Here is a 19,509-nt window from a genome sequence, read left to right as displayed (position 1 = left end):
CCGACGGCAAGACCATGCACGCCGAGCTGAGCACCGAACCGTGCAGTTGGAGGTGTCGGGCAAGGACGGCAAGAAGTCGTGGCAGCCGGTCGACACCACGATCGCGACCAAGGAAGACGGCACACTGGCGGCCAAGCTGGTCAAGACCCCGTTGACCTTCGGCGGCGAGGGTGACCGCACCCTGGTCACCGCCAAGGACAAGGACGGCAGCGTAACCATCGGCTGGGACCGCGAGCTTCCCAAGCCGACCGTGAACGGGAACAAGATTACATATCGGGACGCTGTGGCGGAGGGCGCCGACCTGGTGCTCACCGCCCGCCCGAACGGATTCGCCCAGGAAGTGGTGCTGCGCACCCCTCCCCAGGAGCACATCAAAGTCAACCTGCCCATCACCTTGCCCAAGGGCCGGACGTTCGGCAAAGCCGCTGACGGCAAGCCGCAGCTCATGTCGGCGCAAGGCACGGCGGAGAGCGCCCCTCTGGCGACGCAGGCGATCGACGCCAAGGCCGCCGAGGCGCCCGGCCAGGGCAAGATCGGCAAAGTGGACGCCACGGTTACCACCGATGCCTCCGGCAAGTCCTCGCTGGTGTTGACGCCCGACGCCGCCTTCCTGGCGGATGCCGCAGTGACCTACCCGGTCGTCGTACCGATGAGTGGTGAGTGGATCGGCGCGGGAGATTCCTCCGACACCTTCGTCACCAGCGTGCAGTACCCCAACTCGGCGACGCTGTTCACGTGGCTCCGGGCAGGGAAGTCGGCCGACGGAGAGCTGTGGCGCACCTACCTGCGATACGTGATCAACGGTACGGACCTGGACTACGCCACCATCATCGACGCCGACCTGCGGTTGTGGAATTACCACGCCAGCGGGTGCGGCACCACCGTGGGCGTGGGAATCGTCGCGCGGCGGCTCACCTTGCCCTATGACTACTCCACCTTGACGTGGGGAAACCAGCCTTCCAGCACCGGCACCGACGCGGTGGTCGCCCCCGGCGGCTACAGCAACACACTGGCAGGCTGCTCAGGTAGCGGCGAGCTGTACCACTCGATCCAGAACATCGTGCAGGAGTGGGCGAACGGCACGCCGGACCACGGGCTGATGATCCGCGCCGCCACCGAGGGAGCCGCCGGAGCCAACTGGCGTCAATACCGCTCCGACCAGTACACCGGATCCGACGGCCGCGGTCCGGTCCTGTTCATCGACTACGAGCCCGCGCCACGCGCTTCGATCGTCTACTCCGCGCTCACCGAGCAGACGACCAATCCCACGTACGAGGAGGCGGTCGCGCTTCAGGATTACCAGCCCGAGGAGATCGAGAACGTCGCGGTCAGCGACCAGTTCACCGCCCTCCTGCAGGAGTCCCGCAACACCGGGGATGCCGCCGAGGCATATCCCGTGGGCACCGACAAACTCGACACCAGCGGAGCGGAGGGAGACCCGGAGAAGGTCGGGGACGACGAGGCTCCCATCGTCACGTCGGTGACACCGTCGCCAGGCGCTGCCGGGGTGCCCGTCGACACGACGCTGTCGGCCACCTTCTCCGAAAACATAGTCGGCGCATCCGTCAGCCTCAAGGCCGCCGACGGGACCGAGGTTTCCGGAACCACCAGTGCCGACGGCACCGGAACGAAGGTGATCTTCACCCCCGCAGCGCCGCTGGCCTCCGGTGTGCAGTACACCGCCACTGTCTCCGGTGCTCAGGACATCTGGGACAACACGGCCGACGACTACTCGTGGACGTTCACCACGGTCTCGGACTGCCCGCCGCGCCAAGACCCCGACACGACCGCGCCCTCGATCCGCTCACACCACCCTGCGGCGGATGCCACGGGAGCGGGCACAGGCAGCCAGGTGTCGGTGAGCTTCTGCGAACCCGTCCAGGACCCGGTCCTGACCCTGAAGGGCGCCACGGGCACGATCGTCCAGGGCAGCATGTCGCTCGACCAGGCCGCCACCACGGTCACGTTCACCCCGACCGCCCCGCTCACCGCCGACACCCGCTACACCGCCGAAATCAGCGGCGCCTCCGACGCCGCCGACAATGTCATGACCGCCTACTCATGGTCCTTCACCACGGCTCCCACCGTCCCCCCAGACACGACGCCGCCCTCCGTAACGCAGACGACTCCGCCGAACGGGGCCGTTGACGTGGCGCTCAGCACGCAACTGCGCGTCTCCTACAGTGAGCCGGTGACCGGCGCTCAGGTCACCCTCGCCGAGAGCGGGGGCGCGACCGTCACGGGGACCGTCTCGATGGCCGAGGACGACGTGGCCGTCTTCACCCCATCCGCTCCCTTGAAGGCGGGAACGACCTACACCGCGACCGCCGGTGGCGCCACGGACGCCGCCGGGAACACGCAGACCGCGCATTCGTGGTCGTTCACCACGATCGCGGCGGCGGCCCAGCCGGTGAATCCCAACCCGTACTTCGAGTCGGAGATCGACCCCTGGTACACGTACTTCGAAGAGGACGAACTGACAAGGTCGACTGAGCGGGCGCATGAGGGGACCGCCTCGGCCAAGTTCGTCCCGCTGGAGGGCACCTGGGGAGCGGCCGCGGAGACGTTCGAGATCTCCGAGGGCACTGCCTACGGTCTGTCGGGCTGGTTCTACCAGGCCGCGACCTCCCTGGACGGGTTCAACTTCGGCATCGAGTGGTATGACGTGGGCTTCGAGCTCCTGTCGGTCGACAACTTCCCCATCGACGAGAACATCGGGCAATGGCAGCAGGTCTCCGGCCAGGTCAGCGCGCCGGCAGGAGCCGCATACGCCGTCGTCTACGTGAACGGCTCAGCCACGATCTACTTCGACGAGGTGACGCTGGTCCCGGCGAACGCCCTGGCCGCGGCCCTCAGCAGCGGCGCGGTGAAGAAGGCCAGGGAGCACGGTCGCCCCTCGTCGCTGTACCTGCCGGAGGGGCAGACCCGCCACAAGCCCAAGGCTGCGACGCGGGTCGAGCCGTCCGCGACCGCCGAACCGGGCAAGACAGCGGTGGCCGCCACGACACCGTTCAACTACGAGCACATCTCGATGGAGGATTGCCTCGAAGTGGCTCGGCAGGCCGGGATCGACCCCACCATGGGGCGTGGCAACGTCGCCCACCTCGTGGTCAGGCCGTACAGCACGTGCTGGAGCCGCTACATCAACGTGATCGACTACGTCTTCGCCCGGAAGGTCGGCAAGTGGATCGCGAGCGCCGGCAAGAAGGACTCGGTCCGCCTGCAATTCCAGGCAACGTGGGTGATGCACACCTACCTGGGCAACGCCACAGGCGACGGCGTTGTCAACGGTGGCACGAGCGGTCTCAAGCCGCAACAGATCAAGCTGTGGACGAAGATCAGCAACGTCAAGACGTACACCGTGCTGGACAACGTCACCACGGGAGACGACGACGAGCTCCTCAAGCTGGAGGTCAAGCCGACCGCTGACAGCGGTTCTACCTGCACGATGGCGTCGGGCTCCAGCCGCCAGACGAGCCTCAGCGGCTGGAAGGCCGATGGGGACGACGAGTTCCTCTTCACCATGCAGGACACCGACGGCGACAAGGCCGACAAGTGCACCCTCCGCCCCACTATGGTCGACGTAGACGACGAATGGACCTTCAGGCCCATGTACCTGTGGAGCCAGGTCGCCTACGACCAGAAGGGACAGATTCTCGGCAAGCACAACGGTGGCGGCGACCCCTCCGGCAACGACCCCAACGAGAAGCCCTACACCCCACACGTCCGTTGCGATTGGTACCGCGTCTCCAACGCGGATCCCGAAGGAGAAGGTACGGTCGCGGCCGCGGCTGCCACGACGGCCGCCGTGCACACCGGCGCGTGCATTTTCCCCCTCGCCAAGCGGATCTTCATCATGTCCAAGAGCAAGGACGCCAGTTTCAGGCAGGTCATCGACCACATCGAGGCCGCGTTGAAGCAGAACACGGGCGTCAGCGACAACAGGTACACGGTGCCGCCGCTCCGCGACAACGAAACGCAGGACCCCCCGCTCAAGGGTGTCCTCGGCACCGAGAAGACCAAGTCCATCCCAGGCAACTGGGCGGCCCCCATGGGCACCGACCCGAACAAGGTGGAGCCGGGCGATCCTCTTACCAAGGACAAGGCCGGTAACCAGTCGAAGAACCGGAACGTCTTCACCAGGTCCTTCAGAGTGGGTGGCACCCAATACACGAGCTACTGCCAGTACTACTACCCGGAGAACTATCGGGAGCCGCTACTGTCGTTGCTCGATCCGGTGTACAAGAAGGCCGAGTGTGACGAGTATCCATTCGCCTCGACCAAGAATGGAGCCGGCTACGCGGCGGACAACGGTATGAAGAACCACTACTCTCTCCGCGCGGTCGGAAAGAGCCATAACAGCACCGCTCCCGGAAGTCATGGACGGGCCCTCGGGAGCTTCTACACGCGCAACCGGGTCCTGCCCGACGACAATTTCTGGGTCTGGATAGTCAACTGATCCCAGGACCGCACTGATCTGCGAACCCCGTGTTCGGGGTGCCGCCCGGGCGGCACCCCGAACACGGGTGACCTGAGCAACTGGAGACGATGAGATGACCGATATCCGAACCGCATCGCCAGAACGTGATCAATATGAACTGCTGGCGGCGCACGGGTTCGATGAAGCCTTCTTCGGGCTCTGGGTGGAACGCGACGATCTCGACGAGCTCGCCGGACTGCTGCGCCTGAATCCGCAGTCCAGGCGTGACGTGCGCTTGATCCAGGAAGCGGCCACGATGACGGACTGGTCCGTCCCACTGGACGACAAGGACAGTCTCTGGATCGGACCCCACAGTCCCGGCTGGTCCGTCGTGATCAGCACCAGCGGCCCGGAAACGGGAGGGTGGTGGCTCAGCTCCGGAGATCGAGGAATGCTTGTGGTCAGTTGGCACCGGGAGATCGACGGACTGTCCGACCTAGACTATTACCGCGACGGAAACCTGGTCGCAGAACTCCCGGCGTTGCCATCGGGCGAATTGCTGCCCGGGCAGCAATTCGAGCCCTATGCCCAAGGGCTCCCCCGGGACGAGGATCCGAACAAGGGCGAAGAACGGCTGGCGCACGCCTTTCTCACCATCGTAGGACGGATGACAGGCCGCTTCCTCGACGAGGACTGGTTCCGCACGCCCGGTCGCGCCTATGGATTTCCTCTGGCCGACACGCACGCATAGATACGCCGACGAGACCGGCTCGGCCGGAGCGCTCCACTGGCCGATTAGCTCCAGCCGGGGTTCGCTGCCGCCTGCCTGGCTGCGGGTGGATTTTCCAGTCAGGTGGCGTAGTGAATGTCTTGGCTGTATCAACGCTGGTCCAGCGGCAGGGCGGGCCGGGTGGGTGTGCTCAGCCTTGCAACCCGACATGTACGGGATCAGGCCGGGCAGCAGCGAAACCGTCAGCGATTCCAGCCAGTCGGGCAGGAACGCGATGAGGTCGAGGTCTGCGTTCACCCTCTGCAGGACGGGCAAGATCGTCAGCAGGCTGAGGTAGCTGCCCACCGTCGCGGCGGTCACCTTCCGCTCGACCGGCTTGCCGTAGGTCACGGGCTCTGCATACATGGATCCTCCAAATAGGGGGTGGAACGCGGAAGGCCCGCCCAGTCGGGCAAGCCATCAAGATCAGCGAGGGAAACGGATGGCGCTATTGGGATGGGCGCATGAGGATGCTCCTCGAAGGGATCGGTTATGTGGCGATGGGTCGTGCCCCGTCGGGCAGTCCGTCCCGGGGCCTGAGGCGGACGGCCGCTCGGCCCGCCCAGTTATGAATCAGTTAGCGGCAGCATCTGGTGCCGCCTTCGCTGACTGCGACAGAATCCGCCGCTGTGACCGTAGAGAAGACCTATGAACAGCAGCTTGAAGCCGTGATCCGCGAGGCCAAGTGGAAGAACCTGCTTGCCTTGTTAATCGCTGTCGTGCGGCAGGCCGTCAGCGCTGCGATCGTGTGCGCTGCAATCGGCTTCCTGTTCGACCTAGATCTTGAGGCCTACCCGGATCTCCTCCTGGCCGGGATGCCGGTAGGGATCGCCGTCTTCATGGTCATCGCCATGCATCGGAGCGACAACCGCCACGCCGAACTCCTTCTCCGGCATGGCTTCACCTGGCAGACATCCCCGCGCACAATCCTCCGGCCGCCGGCCAAGCCTGACTCCGAACCAGACTGCGAGGGACCCGCCTGACCGTCAGTCGCACTTCTCGATCAGTCCAGTGATTCGTTCACTGGACTCTTACTCCTCCGCGGGCCCGGGATACAACGGGAATCGGGATTGGTACAGGAGGTGGCCACACAGGGTCAGTCCACGCGCAGCAGCGCGGGCCAGGTCCTCGGGCCGCATTCGCCGCCCACCTTCAGCCCGGCCTCCTTCTGGAAGCGGCGCAGCACCTCGTTCAGTAGTGCACCGAACACGGCGTCGTCGATCCCGCCGTTCAGGCCCATGCCGCGGGCATGCAGCAGGTAGAACAGGCGTGCCAGCGGGCCAGGATATGCCGCCCGTAGGTGCCAATCCTGGTCAGGTCCCGTTCCAGGACGGTGCGCTGCTGATCGGCGAGCTCTTCGGCGGCCGAGCGCAGCAGCCTGCGATGATCGTACTCGGGATCGCCCCTGCGGCCCCGACGCCCGCACATCTTCCAGGTCAGCCGCCTGCGCAGCTCGGCGAGCTTGACATTGGCCAACTGCACCACGTGGAAATAATCGACGATGATCCTCGCGTGTGGCAGCGCAGCGCGGATCGCCGAGCGGAATGTGGCACACATGTCGATGGCCACATGAGTGATGGTGCCACGCCAGCCGGCGGGCTGGGCAGTCAGCCAGGCGGCCACCACCGTCGAGTCGCGACCCTCAACCTGGCCCAGCAACCCCTGGCCGCCGGTCAGGTCGGCGAAGCCGACATGCCACCGGTCGACGACCTGCCGATATTTCCGGTGTCGGGATGCTGCTCCCAACGAGGCCCGCCACGGCGGATCTTGCCACCCATCCGCCTCCGCGATCTCCGCCACCGCGCCGCCTCGCTGATGCTGGCCGCAGGGGGGAGAGATGAAGGTCGTGCAGGAGACGCTGGGCACACCTCCAGTTCCTTCACCACCGAAACCTACACCTCGGTCTTCCCCGAGCGATGGCCGCGGTCTTCTCTGCCCAGCCCTGCTGCTCACCGAGGAGGAGGACCAGGCGGAACCCGGAGAGGTGATCCCGCTGTGGGCCTGACCCGCTACATCAGGAGACCGGCCGCGTGATCGCCGCGCTTGCAGGTGGGACGGGCCGTTTCCATTGCCGAGGTGGTCCCAGAGCGCTGATGTTGATCATGGTGTGTGCGGGTTTGGTGCGCGCGAGCACGCATGGAGCGCGCAAGCGCTAGACGAAAATTCCAGAACACATCCGATCCCGGATAACCGCAGGTCAGACCATGATCAAAGCGCGCCCTGCAGGATTCGAACCAGCAACCGTCGGATTAGGCAGTCGAAGTCCCCAGAATTCGTGCGCGAGCCCTACCGAAGTTTGAGACAAGGCATTATGTACATGTTCAGCAAATCATTGGCGACGCGCTGCTTTCGATAAATCAAGTGTTGGCCGCCAACGCGATCGAACGTAAAGACTAGATCAAGCTTCGTCTCGACTCGTCTCGAAAGCGCAGACATCGGAGTTGCGAGCACTGCGGCCATCGGATTAGAAGCAAGATCTTTTAGTGTCGCGCAGTGACGTTAGATGATGGTTCGTCCCGCCTCAGCGTACTTCGCGTGTCAGGCGGTGCCGGGTCCTGACGGCGTGTGACGGGGCGTACGAGCACGCACCGAGCACGGCTGACACCCTGATTTGATCACGGCAGGTGCGCCACATAACGAATCCTGCACCCCAGACCACGCCGGCACCACATATAGATGACAGTCGCTGTGCTCGGCACGTGCTCCGGCACCCGAACGGTCCTCAGGTGCCCCGCAGGCAGGTCATCTTCCGACCTGTTTGGAGGAGCCCGCACACAATCACCCACCGGTCATGGAGCGGTGGGTGCAGTCCTTCCGCCGTGAACTGTTGGATCGATGCCTGCTTTGGAACGAACACCATCTTCGGCATGCCCTGCGCGAGCATGAGGAGTTCTACAACCGGCGCAGAGCCCATCAGGCTCTGGACCAGGCGGCTCTATTACGCGCCGCCCCAGAACCGATCACTGACCCGGCCAGAATCATCGACCTGAAGGTACGCCGACACGGCATCGGCTTCCATCACATGCCCGCATTGCCATTCGCAGCGGCAGGCCAGTGAGGACTAGGGAATTCACCGAGACCGACCCTGAGGCGGGGCGATTCGCGAACACCTACCATCCCGGAAGCAGCATCGGCCGTCTACGCCATGCCGGAGATGCGGACGGGGGTGTGAGCCACGTGGCAGACACCAGCCGGACACGGCCGGCGGACGACGAGGCCCGGCAGATGCGGGCGGGGATACGCCTGCGGATCGTCCGGGACGCGCGTCGGGCGGGGCAGAATCTGCGGCGCATCTCTCCGCCAGCCTTCGTGGCGCTGCTCTGCGCGGCGGCGCTAGCCCCCGTCGTTGCGGCAGTCGGAACCTCCACGGTCGGCGTGGTCGGGATCGGGGTCCTCGGGTCGGTGGGCGCGAACGTCCTAACCGAGGTGGTCACGAAAGCGATCGACCGCCTCCGCGGCGACGCCCGGAACCCCGCCTCTGTCGACGTGATCGAGCGGGAGCTGTCCGAGCGACTGCAAGCAGCCCTCACGAGCGGCGAGGCCGAGGCCAGGACGTTGCGTTCGGAGATCGCCGCTGTTCTGGAAGCCGTCGGCGGGATACGCACCGCCATTGAGGCGGCAGTCGAAACCGATGACGAAGGGTTCCAGGCCGATCTGGCCGACATGCTGACCGGTCTCAGCGTGGATTTCGCCGAGTTCGGCTTCGTCCTGCGGGTGGTGCGCGACACGGCGTTCTCCATCCAGGAGATGCTGCGTCTCCAGGACGCCAAGCATCGGGCCGACCGCGAGCGGCTGCGCGACCAGGCGATCAGCCTGCAGTTGATCCACGAGAAGGTCTCGCTCGTCGAACGGCGTACGCGCGCGGCCCGGGATGCGGGCCCCGACGAGGGCTCCTGGTCCGGTGACTGCCCGTACCGGGGGCTGTGGCCGTTCGAATCGGAACACGCCGAGGTCTTCTACGGCCGGGAACGGCTGACCGCGGAACTCGTCGGCAAGGTGGCGGAGGCGCTGGACGGGCTCGGCATGGTGGTGGTCACGGGGGCCTCTGGCGCGGGCAAGTCCTCGCTGCTGCGCGCCGGGCTCATCCCGGCTCTGGCCAGAGGAGCGCTGCTACCAGGCTCCGAAGATTGGCCCCGCCTGCTGATCACGCCGACCCGGTCTCCCGTGCAGGAGCTGGCCATGCGGCTGGCCGCCCTGGGCGGCATGGACGCGATCGCCGTTCATGACGGGTTGACCGAACGGCCGGAGCAGGCGTATCTGCTGGGCAGGCAGGCCGTGCTGGCCCACGGGTCGGCGATGCGCCCCGGCCGCCACGACGGACTCGCTCCGGCCGGGGCGGCGCGGCGGCTGGTCTTGGTGGTGGACCAGTTCGAGGAGGTGTTCGCGCTCGCGGGGGAGACCTCCGCCGAGACGTTCATCACCGCCCTGACTGCGATGAGTGGCCGGGCCGCTGGGGGTGCCGAGCCGGCCGCGTTGGTGGTGCTCGGTGTGCGCGGCGACTACTGGGCCCGCTGCGCCGCTCACCCGCGGCTGGCAGGCGTCCTGCGGGAGGGGCACTTCCTGGTCGGTCCCATGTCCGAGTCGGAGTTGCGGCGCGCTGTCTCCGGCCCCGCCAAGAGCGCCGGTCTCAAGCTCGAGGCGGGACTCGTCGACGCCATTCTCAGCGATCTGCGTTCCGCTGGCGGGACGGATCCGTACGAGGTGGGGGCGCTGCCGCTGCTTTCCCAGGCGATGCTGATCACCTGGGAGAACCGGGAGGGGGATTGCCTGACGAACCGGGCGTACGGCGTCTCCGGCGGAATCGCGCAGGCGGTGCAGAGCAGCGCCGACGGCGTCTACCACGCCCTCACGCCGGAGGGTCGGGCCGTCGCCCGCGACATGATCACCCAGCTCGTCTCGGTGACCGCTGCAGGGCGGACCACCCGCCGGCGCGCCCGGCGTGCGGACCTCCGCCAGGGGGACCTGGCCTCTGCCGTGCTCGCCGCTTTCACCGCCAAACGCCTGGTCATCCTGCAGAGGGGGACGGTGGAGCTGGCTCACGACGTCCTGCTGCGGGCCTGGCCGCGCCTACGGGGCTGGTTACGTGAGGAGGAAACCGATCATGTTCTGCACCACCAACTCCTCGACGACGCCGAACAATGGGAGTTGGAGCACCGGGACGCGTCGTTCCTCTACCGCGGCACCCAGCTGACCACGGTTCGGGAGGCCGCGTCGCGCTGGACGCGCTCCGGACGGTATCCCGCCCTGGCGGGCGCTCCCCTGGACTTCCTGGACAGGTCTCGTGCGACCGAGGACCGCCGCCGGCGCAACCTTCGTCTCTCCCGCGGCACCCTGGCCCTCCTGCTGGCCGTCGTCCTGGCCGCAGGCGGGTTCGCCGCGGAGCGAAGCTCGTCCGCCGCCCGCCAGAACGACCTGCGGATCGCTCGGCAGACGGCGGCCCGCGCCGACGCGACGCGCGCGGTGGACCCGGTCAGGGCAATGCTGCTCAGCGTGGCGGCCTGGCGGCTGGCGCCGCACGACCTGGACACCATCGGCGCGTTGTACGGCTCCCTAGCGCAGCGTGAGGCGCACGTGTTGCGCCCGGCCGCGGCCGCCGGGGCGGATCACTACGACCTGAGCCGCGACGGCACGACCCTGGCCGTGGTGAACGGCGGCAGATTGTCCCGCTGGGACGTGGCCAGCGGCCGACGGCTGCCAGGCGCGAACCTCGATCTCGGCCCCGAGGTCACGTCGATCGCGCTCAGCCCGGACGGTGCCACGCTGGCGGTCGGCTCCGAACACTCCGTGCGGCTCTGGGACCCGCGTACCGGCGAGGCGATGGGGAGACCGTTCGGCAAGGGCGGAGCCGAACGGCTGGGCTTCAACGCCTCCGGAACCGTATTGACCGGGCAATCCACGGAGGGAGGGCGATCCTGGAAGGTGACCGACCGGAAACGGCCGCTCTGGACGAGCGGGGCGGACCTGGCGCTGATGGAGGTCTCGCCGGGCGGCACCAGGATGGTCAGGGCCCACGACCTCGCGCCGTACGAGCTCTTCGACGCTCACCGGAAGCCGCTGCCGCCACCCGGCGGAGCCGAGCCGGTACGCGGCGGAGCCGCCGCCTTCGCCCCCGACGGCACGACGCTGGCAGTGAGCACCGGTGACCAGGTCCGGTTCTGGGATCTGCGCAGACACCAGTGGAAGGCCGAGAGCCTGGCGGTCACGGCGGTACGGGCCATCGCCTTCAGCGGGAACGGCGCGTACGTGGCCACCTACGACGACGAGGCCGTGACCCTGTGGCGCAGCGACGGCTTCAAGATCCTGACCCGATCCGCTCGTGAAGTCCTCGGCGAGCCGCGCTTCGGCGCCAAGGACGAGACGCTGACCTATCTGATGAGGAACGGCGAGGTCGTCCAACTCGACATTGCCGCGCTCACCGCCCACCGGCCGCTCATGGCCGGCGCCCGGATCGGCGCCCTCGATCCGCTGGCCAGGACCGCCCTCCTCCACGGCCCTGCCACCGTGCTGACCGACGCCCGCCCGCCACCAAGTCCGGGACCAAGGACGCTGAACGTACCACCGCTGAAACAGGCGGCCTTCAGCCGGGATGGCCGCTCGGTCGCCACGGTGGCGGAGGAAGGCGCGGAAGCGGTCGTCTGGGACGTCGAGACGGCCACACCTCGTCGGACGTTGTCCGTCGGACCAACCACCGGAGTCGGCAGCATCGCACTGAACAGGGACGGATCCCGGGCCGCCATCGCCCCGTTCGACGGCGCCCGCTGGCAGCAGGTCCAGTTGTGGGACGTCCGCCGGGGCACGAAGATCGAGACGCTCGATCAGCGCGGTCACATGCGAATGGAGTTCAGCCCCGACGACCGCCTGCTGGCCGTCAACGGCCCCGACGACAACGGCCTGGTGCGGCTCTCCCCGCGGGTGTACCAGCGCTGGTTGTTCGGCAAGGGGGGACAGGGGGGTCGTTCCCTCGCCATCAGCCCTGACAGCACGATCGTCGCAGCGGGCGGTCCCGGTTACGGCGTAGACCTGTGGGACGCGGCCGCCTTCCGGCACCTGGGGCACATGCGCGTACCGGAGGACGAGTTCGAGGATCTGACCGCCGCCGCGTTCTCCCCCGACGGCCACGTGCTCGCCGCGGGTGGCGCCAGCGGCCACGTCCGGCTCTGGAACGTCGCCGACGGCCGCGTGCTAGGGGCGCCGCTCCTGCAACACGCCGGCCGCATCCTGGCGCTCGCCTTCACCGCCGACGGCGGCGCGCTGCACAGCGTCGGCACCGATGGCGCCCTGCGTGTCCTGGCCATCGACCCCGAGCGCGTGGCCGACGAGGTATGCGCGCGAGCCCGAACCACGCTGGACGAAATCCAGTGGCGGCAACTGATCGGAGAGGCGGACTACCGGAAGGTCTGCTGACTGACAAAGGAGGTCACGCATGTCTGAGTCACCCATCGCCGCGGCGCAGCCCACGATCGAGGAGATCGAGATCCTGCCCGAACCCGCCGTGATGCTGAGCGACACCGGCCCCACACTGGCCCTCTTCCGCGTGACGGGCACGGAGCTGACGGCACTGGACGGCCGCCTGCTCCACCCCGACGGCATGACGACCATGCCACTGATTCCCAAGCCTTACATCGCCGACACGCATTGGTACGCCGAGTACGCTTTCGCTCCGGACGCGGACACCGGGCTGTGGCGTCTGCACATCGGGGCCGACTTCGAGCAGACGTTCGAAGTCATGTGGGACCGTCCCCGGCAGCGGGTGCTGATCGAGTTCACCATCGACCCGGCCACCGAGATCCCGCTCGGCTCGCCGGTCGCCGTCTCCGGACAGGTTTTGAGGGAGGTCGGCGACGGTTGGCGGCCGTTCCCGTTCCAAATCGTCTCGCTGCACTACCTCCCGACGAACGGCGAGGGGTTCGAGCTCGATTGGACGGAGTCCGACAAAGACGGGGAGTTCAGGAAGGAGGTCTTCCCGGACGGCCCAGGCACGCTGAACGTGACGTTGCGGACCGCCGAGAATCTGGTGCCCGGCAGTCACGACGAGCCGATCAAGGTCGTGGTGATGGACGCTGGCAAGTTCGAGTTCAAAGGCCACAGCATCGGCAAGGCGAAGGAGGGCGGGTTCTGGCATCACATCACCATCACCCGAGACGGCGTCGGCTTCAGGACGAGAATCGAAGTGCGTTACTCGCCCGGATACAGTAAGCCACGCGACAGCGCAAGGGGAACTCGGGCCCTCATCTACACGAGGAACAACACCACGGCCGAGACGGGGGAGACGGAGAGAGATGACGGCGTGTACAGCGTGCGGGCGCAGTCTTTGAAGCCGCCTCGCCGCTGGTGGCGGATCAAGGCCATCGGCGCCGGCTACAGCGACTGGAAACGCGGTCCGGCCTGATCGCCTCCTTGGGTCAGGAAGGTAATGGCGGGGAGACGTCGTCGTCGATCGTGGTGCCCCTCACCGTCCAGGCGATTCCGAACCAGGTGTTGACGGTACCGGACCATCGCCTGATCCGGATTTCGTACGTCTCCCCGGGGGCCGCCGGGAACTCGCAGATCTCGTAGCTGTTGTCCCTGGAGTTGCTGGCGGCCGCCAGGGTGCCGTCGGCCCGCCGCACCAGCAGGTCGAGATCGACTGCCAGGGTGGTGCTGAGCGGAGCGCCGATCGCCGGGTCCTCGGCGACCGTGCTGTCCCAGGCCAACGCGACCTTCACGAACGGCGTGAGCACCGTCTTGGGCACCTCCACGCGATAGGCGAAGGTCGATATGCGGTTCTGAGTGAAATGTTGGGACTTGAGGGTTCCCACGTCCCAGCCCCGCCGGGTTCCCGGAGCATTCCCGGCACCACGGGCCCGGGCGATGAGGACGCTTTCCAGCGCGTCCAGGGCACCCGCGCCGTCGGCGGCGTCCACATGGGCGGCCAGGTCGTCCTGCCAGCCCGCTCCCTCCGGGTTGCGACCGGCGCCCGCCAACATGATCGCCCTGCACCCCTGCGGCCAGGACCGGAGCACCGCGTCCACCTGCTGGATCAGCGCCACGCAGCCGGCCACCGCCGGCGCGGCGAAGCTGGTGCCCCCGTCGGTCCGGGCCGCGGCGGTCACCCCAGTGCCGTTGGCGGCCAGTTCGGGCAACTCCCGGTCCGCGTGCGGTGACGCGGGGTTGCGGAACGCGGAGTCGCTCGCCATCGCCGTCGCCGTGTCGTCGTGGCTGCCGACGGTGAGGCCGTTGTAGCCCTTGTGGTTGACGTACTCGTCGTACGGCGGATGGATGTCGTCGCTGTCCCCGGCGAAGTAATTGCCCGCGGCCTGCACAATCGTCGGGTGCGGCCATCGCAGCACCAGATAGTCCTTGTAGACGTCGTTGAACGACGGAGAAGCGGTGGAGGCGTCGTCGGAGCGGTGGAAGCTCTGGCTCACGACCGTGCAGTGCTGATCCCGGACCGCCCAGACGAGCGCGTCGAGAGAGGAGGAGTTGGCCGAATAGAGCTCACACCCGGGAGCGTGGCCCCGTGCTCGGCCGCCCTGGGTGTTCTTGATGATGGCGTGGGTCAGTCTCGCATGGCTGGTTCGGATGGCGAACTTCGGATCGAAGCTGGCGACGATCTGCAGATTGCTGCTGTCATCCGGGCCGAACTCCCACACCGCCACGCGTACACCGGTGCCGTCCAGGCCGCTGTCGTGTACGACGTCGGAGCGCGCCACCCGCATGGAGTCACGCAGGTCCACCACGGCCTCCGTGTCGTTCAGGAACACGGCAGCGACCTCGTCCCTACCGGCTAACTGCATGATCGCGTCGGCGTGCAGAGTCGCGTAGACCACCGGTGCTACCCGGTCGGGCGTGGCGGCGCCGTAGCCGCCGACCATCTCTACCAGCCGATCCGCAGCCTGCTCGACGAGCACGTCGAGGCGGCGCTCCTCCGGCTCCGGCTCCGAGGAGGGCCGATCGGCAGGACGGTCGTAGCCGCCGAAGTGGGCGGGCACGGCGGCCCAGAACGCGACCGGGACGGCCCCGCCCGCGGCCATCCTCCGCTCCAGGCTCTCGTGGATCTTCCCATAGCGCACGGCCCTGCGCCGGGCGACGTCGCCCAGCACCTGCGCGGGGTCTACTGGCGTGCCCGACTCATCGAAGGCCAGCTCGAACGGCTCTCCGGTGGTCCTGTCGGTGGTCTTGAACAGATCGATGAACGGCTCGGATGGGCGCTGCGACAGCGGCACCCTGGTGGTCTGGAACTGGCCGATCCCGATCCTGGCGAACCCCTCCACACCCAGGCCGGCCGGAATCCGCGCCGCCGTGTCGACCGCCAGGAACGGCACGTCGAACGGCTCGGCGAGGCGGCGGCGCGCGGCGCTCAAGAGCTCTCCGATCACCAGGTGGTGCCGGCCCGGAGGGAGTTTCTCCGCCGGTTGCACTTCCGCCGTCCTGCCCGAGTCGGCCAGCCGGACCACGACCCGTCGGCCGCGGATGCCGATCTCCCCTTGTGCCGATCTCGGATCGATCGGTTCTTCCGCGGAGACGGTGATGGGGGTGTCCCGCCCGATCAGGTCCTCCGCTGTGACGCTGACCCGCAATTCACTCGGCATACCGGCCTCCTGGAGTCCGCGGCTTTCCAAAGAATGAGCGGCGGCGTCTCGACGATCCAGCCACAATCCTGTGACGAAGACCGGCCGACTTCTGCGGCCTACCATTTCCCAGCGAAAATCCGGCCCGCGCGATGGTCACCGGCGAGCAGCGGTGTGGCGCGGCGGTCGTGGGCCGCCGCGACGGGTGCGGTGTTCTGGGAGGTGAGCTCGCGCTGGGGGAAGCATGGGCCAAGTCCAGTTCCCCTTTCCGAGCTCGGCCTCGAAGCGCCGCTGCGGATGCGGGCGCGTTCCTTGCGCTGTGCAGCGAGTACGTCGGGGTGGCGGGCGTTGGCGTTGCACCAGCGCAGGTCGCGGCGCAGGGCCCAGGTTTGCGCGGGGTGGCTGCGGTGGTGGGAGTTGGCCAGGGTGAACTGCCGCAGTGGGCCGAAGTGGGCATCGATCGGGTTGGCCGAGGAGGCGTAGGTCGGGTGAAGCACAGCTCGACCTTGTTCTTCTTCGCCCAGCGGCGGATGTCCGCGCCGGTGTGGGCGAAGAGGTTGTCCAGGACGATGTAGATCGGTGCGCCGTCTGGTCGGGCACCGCTGATCGACTTCAGTGCGGCCAGGGTGTTGGCGGTGCCCTTGCGTCGCCGGTTGACGCCCCGCAGCCGGTCGTCGCCGACGGTGTGGGGCTCGAATACTCGATTCACGTGATGACCTGCGGTTCTTGGCAGACGCGCGGACCTTGATTGCCACCGTCTGAGCGGTCACCCAAAACGACTTGCGCAGTTGCTCAATTCGATTGAGCGACTGCGCAACATCGCTTGAGCGTCCGCTTAAGAGATGATCTTCGCTCATCAAAGACATTCAGGTGAGGCCGTCGGGCGTAATTTCGGCACTCGCCGACTACACGATCGCCGAACTCATGGAGGTGTTTCTCGGTCGGCCGTGCCATCGTCTACCACATCCTCGAACGCGCGGCCCTCAGCCCAACCGCCAGAACCGAAGGAGTTTCGCCCGCGCCCTGATCACGCTCCGGCAATCGAGGGTTTGCAAGAAGGATTATCCCGCAGACTTGGCACCTTGGAGAGCCGCAGCGTCCAGTGCATCCGAACGGTTTGGTCCTTAAGCTCGTGGGTGTACGAGCCCTCTTCCGGCCACCCCCAACCTTAATTGGGGAGCTGTTCGGAAACACTGGGCACCTTACTCCTGGGCCACGGTTTCCATACAGTCCATCGATCAGCCAGAGGACCCCGTAGGCGAGTGTTCGGGCGGGTGCGGTCAGGTATGCGCTCTTCAGGTTCATGCGTCGATGGTGCCGACGGCTCTTGGAAACAACTCGCCCAAGGGTGCCAGCCGCCGGCTCATAACTTGGCCTGGGAAACTCATGGCGTTTTGCCGCATTCGGTGGATAGTCAGAACATCTGCCGAAGGGGGCTTCTCATGGGCTGGAGTGCTTGGATTCCGGTGGGTGGACCTGCTGGGGGCTTCGACGGGAGAACCGCAGCTGTCTCAAGGAATCCCGAGGTCACCAACATCTATGTACGCGGGGCCGACGGTGCGCTCTGGCAACAGGCGTACTGGGCCGGGTCGTGGAACGGGTGGGGCCGCCACAACGACGGCATGCAACTGCGATCCGCGCCCGCTCTCGGGTCGATGGGGCCTGATCACGAGCATGTGTTCGCGGTCGGAACCGACGGGCAGCTGTGGCAGAAGTGGTGGAACGGCAGCTGGAGCGGGTGGATCTCGCTCGGGGCACCCTCGGCGGGGATCGTTGGCGATCCAGTGACGGTCTCCCGCAACAATACCGTCTGCAACGTGTACGTGCGAGGCGGCGACAACTCGCTCTGGCAGCTCCCCTATTACGACGGCTTCTGGCACGATTGGGAGCGTCACGATGACGGAGCAGTCCTCACCTCCGCGCCGGGTCTCGGCACGATGGGGCCTGATCACGAGCATGTGTTCGCGGTCGGAACCGACGGGCAGCTGTGGCAGAAGTGGTGGAACGGCAGCTGGAGCGGGTGGATCTCGCTCGGGGCGCCCTCGGCGGGCATCGTCAACGACCCGGTGACGATCTCGAGGAACGGCGCGGTCTGCAACGTGTACGTCAGGGGTGGCGACAACTCGCTCTGGCAGCGTGCCTACTACGACGGGTACTGGCACGGCTGGGGGCGTCACGAAGACGGCGCGATCCTGACATCGACGCCAGGAGTCATCTCCCGCGGAAGCGACCATGAGACGGTAGTTCGCCGAGGCACCGACGCCCGAGTTTATCTCAAGTGGTGGATACCGGGGCTGCCGACGGTCGACGTCAACCTGATCACCGTGGGGCGCGATTTCTTCACTGCGGCCAACAACACCAAGATGATCGACTCGGCGACCATCGCCAGGCAGATCTTCGAGCAGGTGGGCTTCAACATCGGCACGATCCGGCACTATGGGATCGACCGGGTGCACGCGGGCGCACTCGAGATCATCGACAGCCTGGCGGAGGCCGAAGAGTTGACCAGGCTGTGGACCGTCCCCAACAACGCGCTGGACGTCTTCGTCGTACGTTCGATGAACGGGGCCGACGGATGGTCGGCGGTCGGCGGGTCCTGCGACAAGAACTCTATGGGCATGACGGGGAGCGTCGTGTCGCTGAACGGAAGCCTTGCCAACGCCGGTAACACCTTCGCGCACGAAATGGGTCACTACCTGGGACTCAGCCATATCGCTGACGCGGACAACTTCATCGGCGGTAACGGCGCTTCCAACAGCAACACCCACATCCACGCTTGGCAGGGCGACTCGATGAAGAAGCACTGCTTCGTCTTCCACGTCTGAGGAGGGCACGATGCTCCCCGAAAACCTCTCCGCGCTGCTGCGCAACGAGCACGCTCCCGCGATCGCACTCCGGCCCTCTGATGTTGAGGAACTGCGGGACGTCGCCCTCGGCAATGTCCACCCCGAATACCGGGTCAAGGCACTGGCCCTGGTCGATTCACCCGACCTGCTTCTGACGGCGCTGCGGGATGACAGCGCGGATCTGACCGTACGGGCAGCCGGGGCGACCCTGCTCTCCAAGTCCGCTGCGCCTTCTGCTGAGAGCGCCTTGCTGGAGGCTCTGCAGCGGGAGTCCTCTCCCCCTGTACGACACAAGATCATCGGTGGGCTCGCCAGGGTGGGCGGCGTGGAGTCCCTCGACGCACTGGTTTCAGTGGAGGACGCCTCCTTCGCCCAGTCGGTGATCGCCTACCGGCACGGGCTGAGCGGTTACGAGTTCCCGGTCATTTCCGAGTCGGAGCTGATGCCCGCGGACGGGCCGCCGTTCGGCGCTTCGGGATCAGTGCCGCTGGACGCCCGGCGCCTTGCCGGCGACGTCTATGGCCTCGGCCTGCCGGAATCCGCAGCGGTCGTGAACTGCGGCGGCCGTACGCTCGCCATCTCCGTGATCCCGATCCAGCCTGCGGTTCCCGCCCTCGTCGGCCTGATCGCGCTCCGTGCGGAATCCGACGGGTCCTTTCACACTGCGATGCTCGTGTTCTGCTGGCCGGAATCCAAGGACACGCTCAACATCTCCGTTCAACGGATCACGGGGACCACGGCGTACTTTGGCCAAGGGGACCTCGACGGAGGATTCCGGCTCGATGCCGTACGAGGACCCGGGGCTAGGGCGACCACGATCACCGGTCCCCTCGATCGGCTGCAGATCCAGCTCGGCGAGACTCAGCAGAAGCAATTCCTCAGCTGACGGGCACAATCATCCCTCGTGCCTGACGCTGGTGGGAA

11 protein-coding genes and 1 pseudogene are annotated in these 19,509 nt (G+C 66.9%); 8 read left to right on the top strand and 4 right to left on the bottom strand.

Annotated elements, in window-relative coordinates; translation table 11 throughout:
- Positions 1-40: 40 nt before the first annotated feature.
- From ACIBI9_RS62505 to ACIBI9_RS62495, 3 genes are all read left to right on the top strand, one after another.
- On the top strand, positions 41-4,459 hold the full coding sequence (locus ACIBI9_RS62505; RefSeq protein WP_397237718.1) for an Ig-like domain-containing protein: 4,419 nt from the start codon (positions 41-43) through the stop codon (positions 4,457-4,459).
- A gap of 94 nt (positions 4,460-4,553) precedes the next feature.
- Complete coding sequence (locus tag ACIBI9_RS62500; protein WP_397237716.1) at positions 4,554-5,171, top strand: hypothetical protein; 618 nt, start codon at positions 4,554-4,556, stop codon at positions 5,169-5,171.
- A 647-nt stretch (positions 5,172-5,818) separates the two neighbouring features.
- A complete protein-coding gene (locus ACIBI9_RS62495) occupies positions 5,819-6,172 on the top strand; it encodes a hypothetical protein (RefSeq protein ID WP_397237714.1) in 354 nt (117 codons plus the stop codon).
- Positions 6,173-6,285: 113 nt separating this feature from the next.
- Here ACIBI9_RS62495 and ACIBI9_RS62490 read toward each other — a convergent pair whose 3' ends face one another.
- Together ACIBI9_RS62490 and ACIBI9_RS62485 are read right to left on the bottom strand one after the other, a co-directional pair.
- Positions 6,286-6,429 carry a peptidoglycan-binding protein gene (locus ACIBI9_RS62490; RefSeq protein ID WP_397237712.1) on the bottom strand — a complete coding sequence of 48 codons (144 nt, stop codon included), beginning with the start codon at positions 6,427-6,429 and terminating at the stop codon, positions 6,286-6,288.
- Complete coding sequence (locus ACIBI9_RS62485; protein ID WP_397237710.1) at positions 6,420-6,989, bottom strand: transposase; 570 nt, start codon at positions 6,987-6,989, stop codon at positions 6,420-6,422. Before ACIBI9_RS62485 ends, ACIBI9_RS62490 begins: the two co-directional genes overlap by 10 nt.
- A 1,003-nt stretch (positions 6,990-7,992) precedes the next feature.
- On the opposite strand from ACIBI9_RS62485, the gene ACIBI9_RS62480 reads away from it, so the two are divergent.
- The 3 genes from ACIBI9_RS62480 to ACIBI9_RS62470 all read left to right on the top strand — a co-directional run bounded on the left by ACIBI9_RS62480 (position 7,993) and on the right by ACIBI9_RS62470 (position 13,578).
- Positions 7,993-8,247 carry a hypothetical protein gene (locus ACIBI9_RS62480; RefSeq protein WP_397237708.1) on the top strand — a complete coding sequence of 85 codons (255 nt, stop codon included), beginning with the start codon at positions 7,993-7,995 and terminating at the stop codon, positions 8,245-8,247.
- A gap of 119 nt (positions 8,248-8,366) precedes the next feature.
- A complete protein-coding gene (locus ACIBI9_RS62475) occupies positions 8,367-12,593 on the top strand; it encodes a hypothetical protein (RefSeq protein ID WP_397237706.1) in 4,227 nt (1,408 codons plus the stop codon).
- Positions 12,594-12,612: 19 nt separating this feature from the next.
- Complete coding sequence (locus tag ACIBI9_RS62470; RefSeq protein ID WP_397237704.1) at positions 12,613-13,578, top strand: hypothetical protein; 966 nt, start codon at positions 12,613-12,615, stop codon at positions 13,576-13,578.
- A gap of 13 nt (positions 13,579-13,591) precedes the next feature.
- On the opposite strand, the gene ACIBI9_RS62465 is transcribed toward ACIBI9_RS62470, so the two are convergent.
- Positions 13,592-15,760 (bottom strand): S8 family serine peptidase, encoded by a 2,169-nt coding sequence (locus ACIBI9_RS62465; protein WP_397237702.1) that lies wholly within the window; start codon positions 15,758-15,760, stop codon positions 13,592-13,594.
- Between the two features lie 269 nt (positions 15,761-16,029).
- Positions 16,030-16,490: pseudogene (locus tag ACIBI9_RS62460) on the bottom strand (transposase); the annotation flags it as partial.
- 619 nt (positions 16,491-17,109) lie between these two features.
- On the opposite strand from ACIBI9_RS62460, the gene ACIBI9_RS62455 reads away from it, so the two are divergent.
- Positions 17,110-18,564 (top strand): zinc-dependent metalloprotease family protein, encoded by a 1,455-nt coding sequence (locus tag ACIBI9_RS62455; RefSeq protein ID WP_397237700.1) that lies wholly within the window; start codon positions 17,110-17,112, stop codon positions 18,562-18,564.
- A 10-nt stretch (positions 18,565-18,574) separates the two neighbouring features.
- Complete coding sequence (locus tag ACIBI9_RS62450; protein WP_397237698.1) at positions 18,575-19,471, top strand: HEAT repeat domain-containing protein; 897 nt, start codon at positions 18,575-18,577, stop codon at positions 19,469-19,471.
- The last annotated feature ends 38 nt before the right edge of the window (positions 19,472-19,509 follow it).

It is taken from the genome of Nonomuraea sp. NPDC050451 (assembly GCF_044458585.1).
The sequence above is the reverse complement of the archived record's forward strand: the minus strand, read 5'-3'. Positions and strand labels throughout refer to the sequence as shown.

Excerpts from the sequence above, each read along its gene's own strand:
- ACIBI9_RS62470 (WP_397237704.1), top strand. The coding sequence starts at position 12,613 with ATGTCTGAGTCACCCATCGCCGCGGCGCAGCCCACGATCGAGGAGATC.
- ACIBI9_RS62465 (WP_397237702.1), bottom strand. The coding sequence starts at position 15,760 with ATGCCGAGTGAATTGCGGGTCAGCGTCACAGCGGAGGACCTGATCGGG.
- ACIBI9_RS62500 (WP_397237716.1), top strand. The coding sequence starts at position 4,554 with ATGACCGATATCCGAACCGCATCGCCAGAACGTGATCAATATGAACTG.
- ACIBI9_RS62450 (WP_397237698.1), top strand. The coding sequence starts at position 18,575 with ATGCTCCCCGAAAACCTCTCCGCGCTGCTGCGCAACGAGCACGCTCCC.
- ACIBI9_RS62490 (WP_397237712.1), bottom strand. The coding sequence starts at position 6,429 with ATGGGCCTGAACGGCGGGATCGACGACGCCGTGTTCGGTGCACTACTG.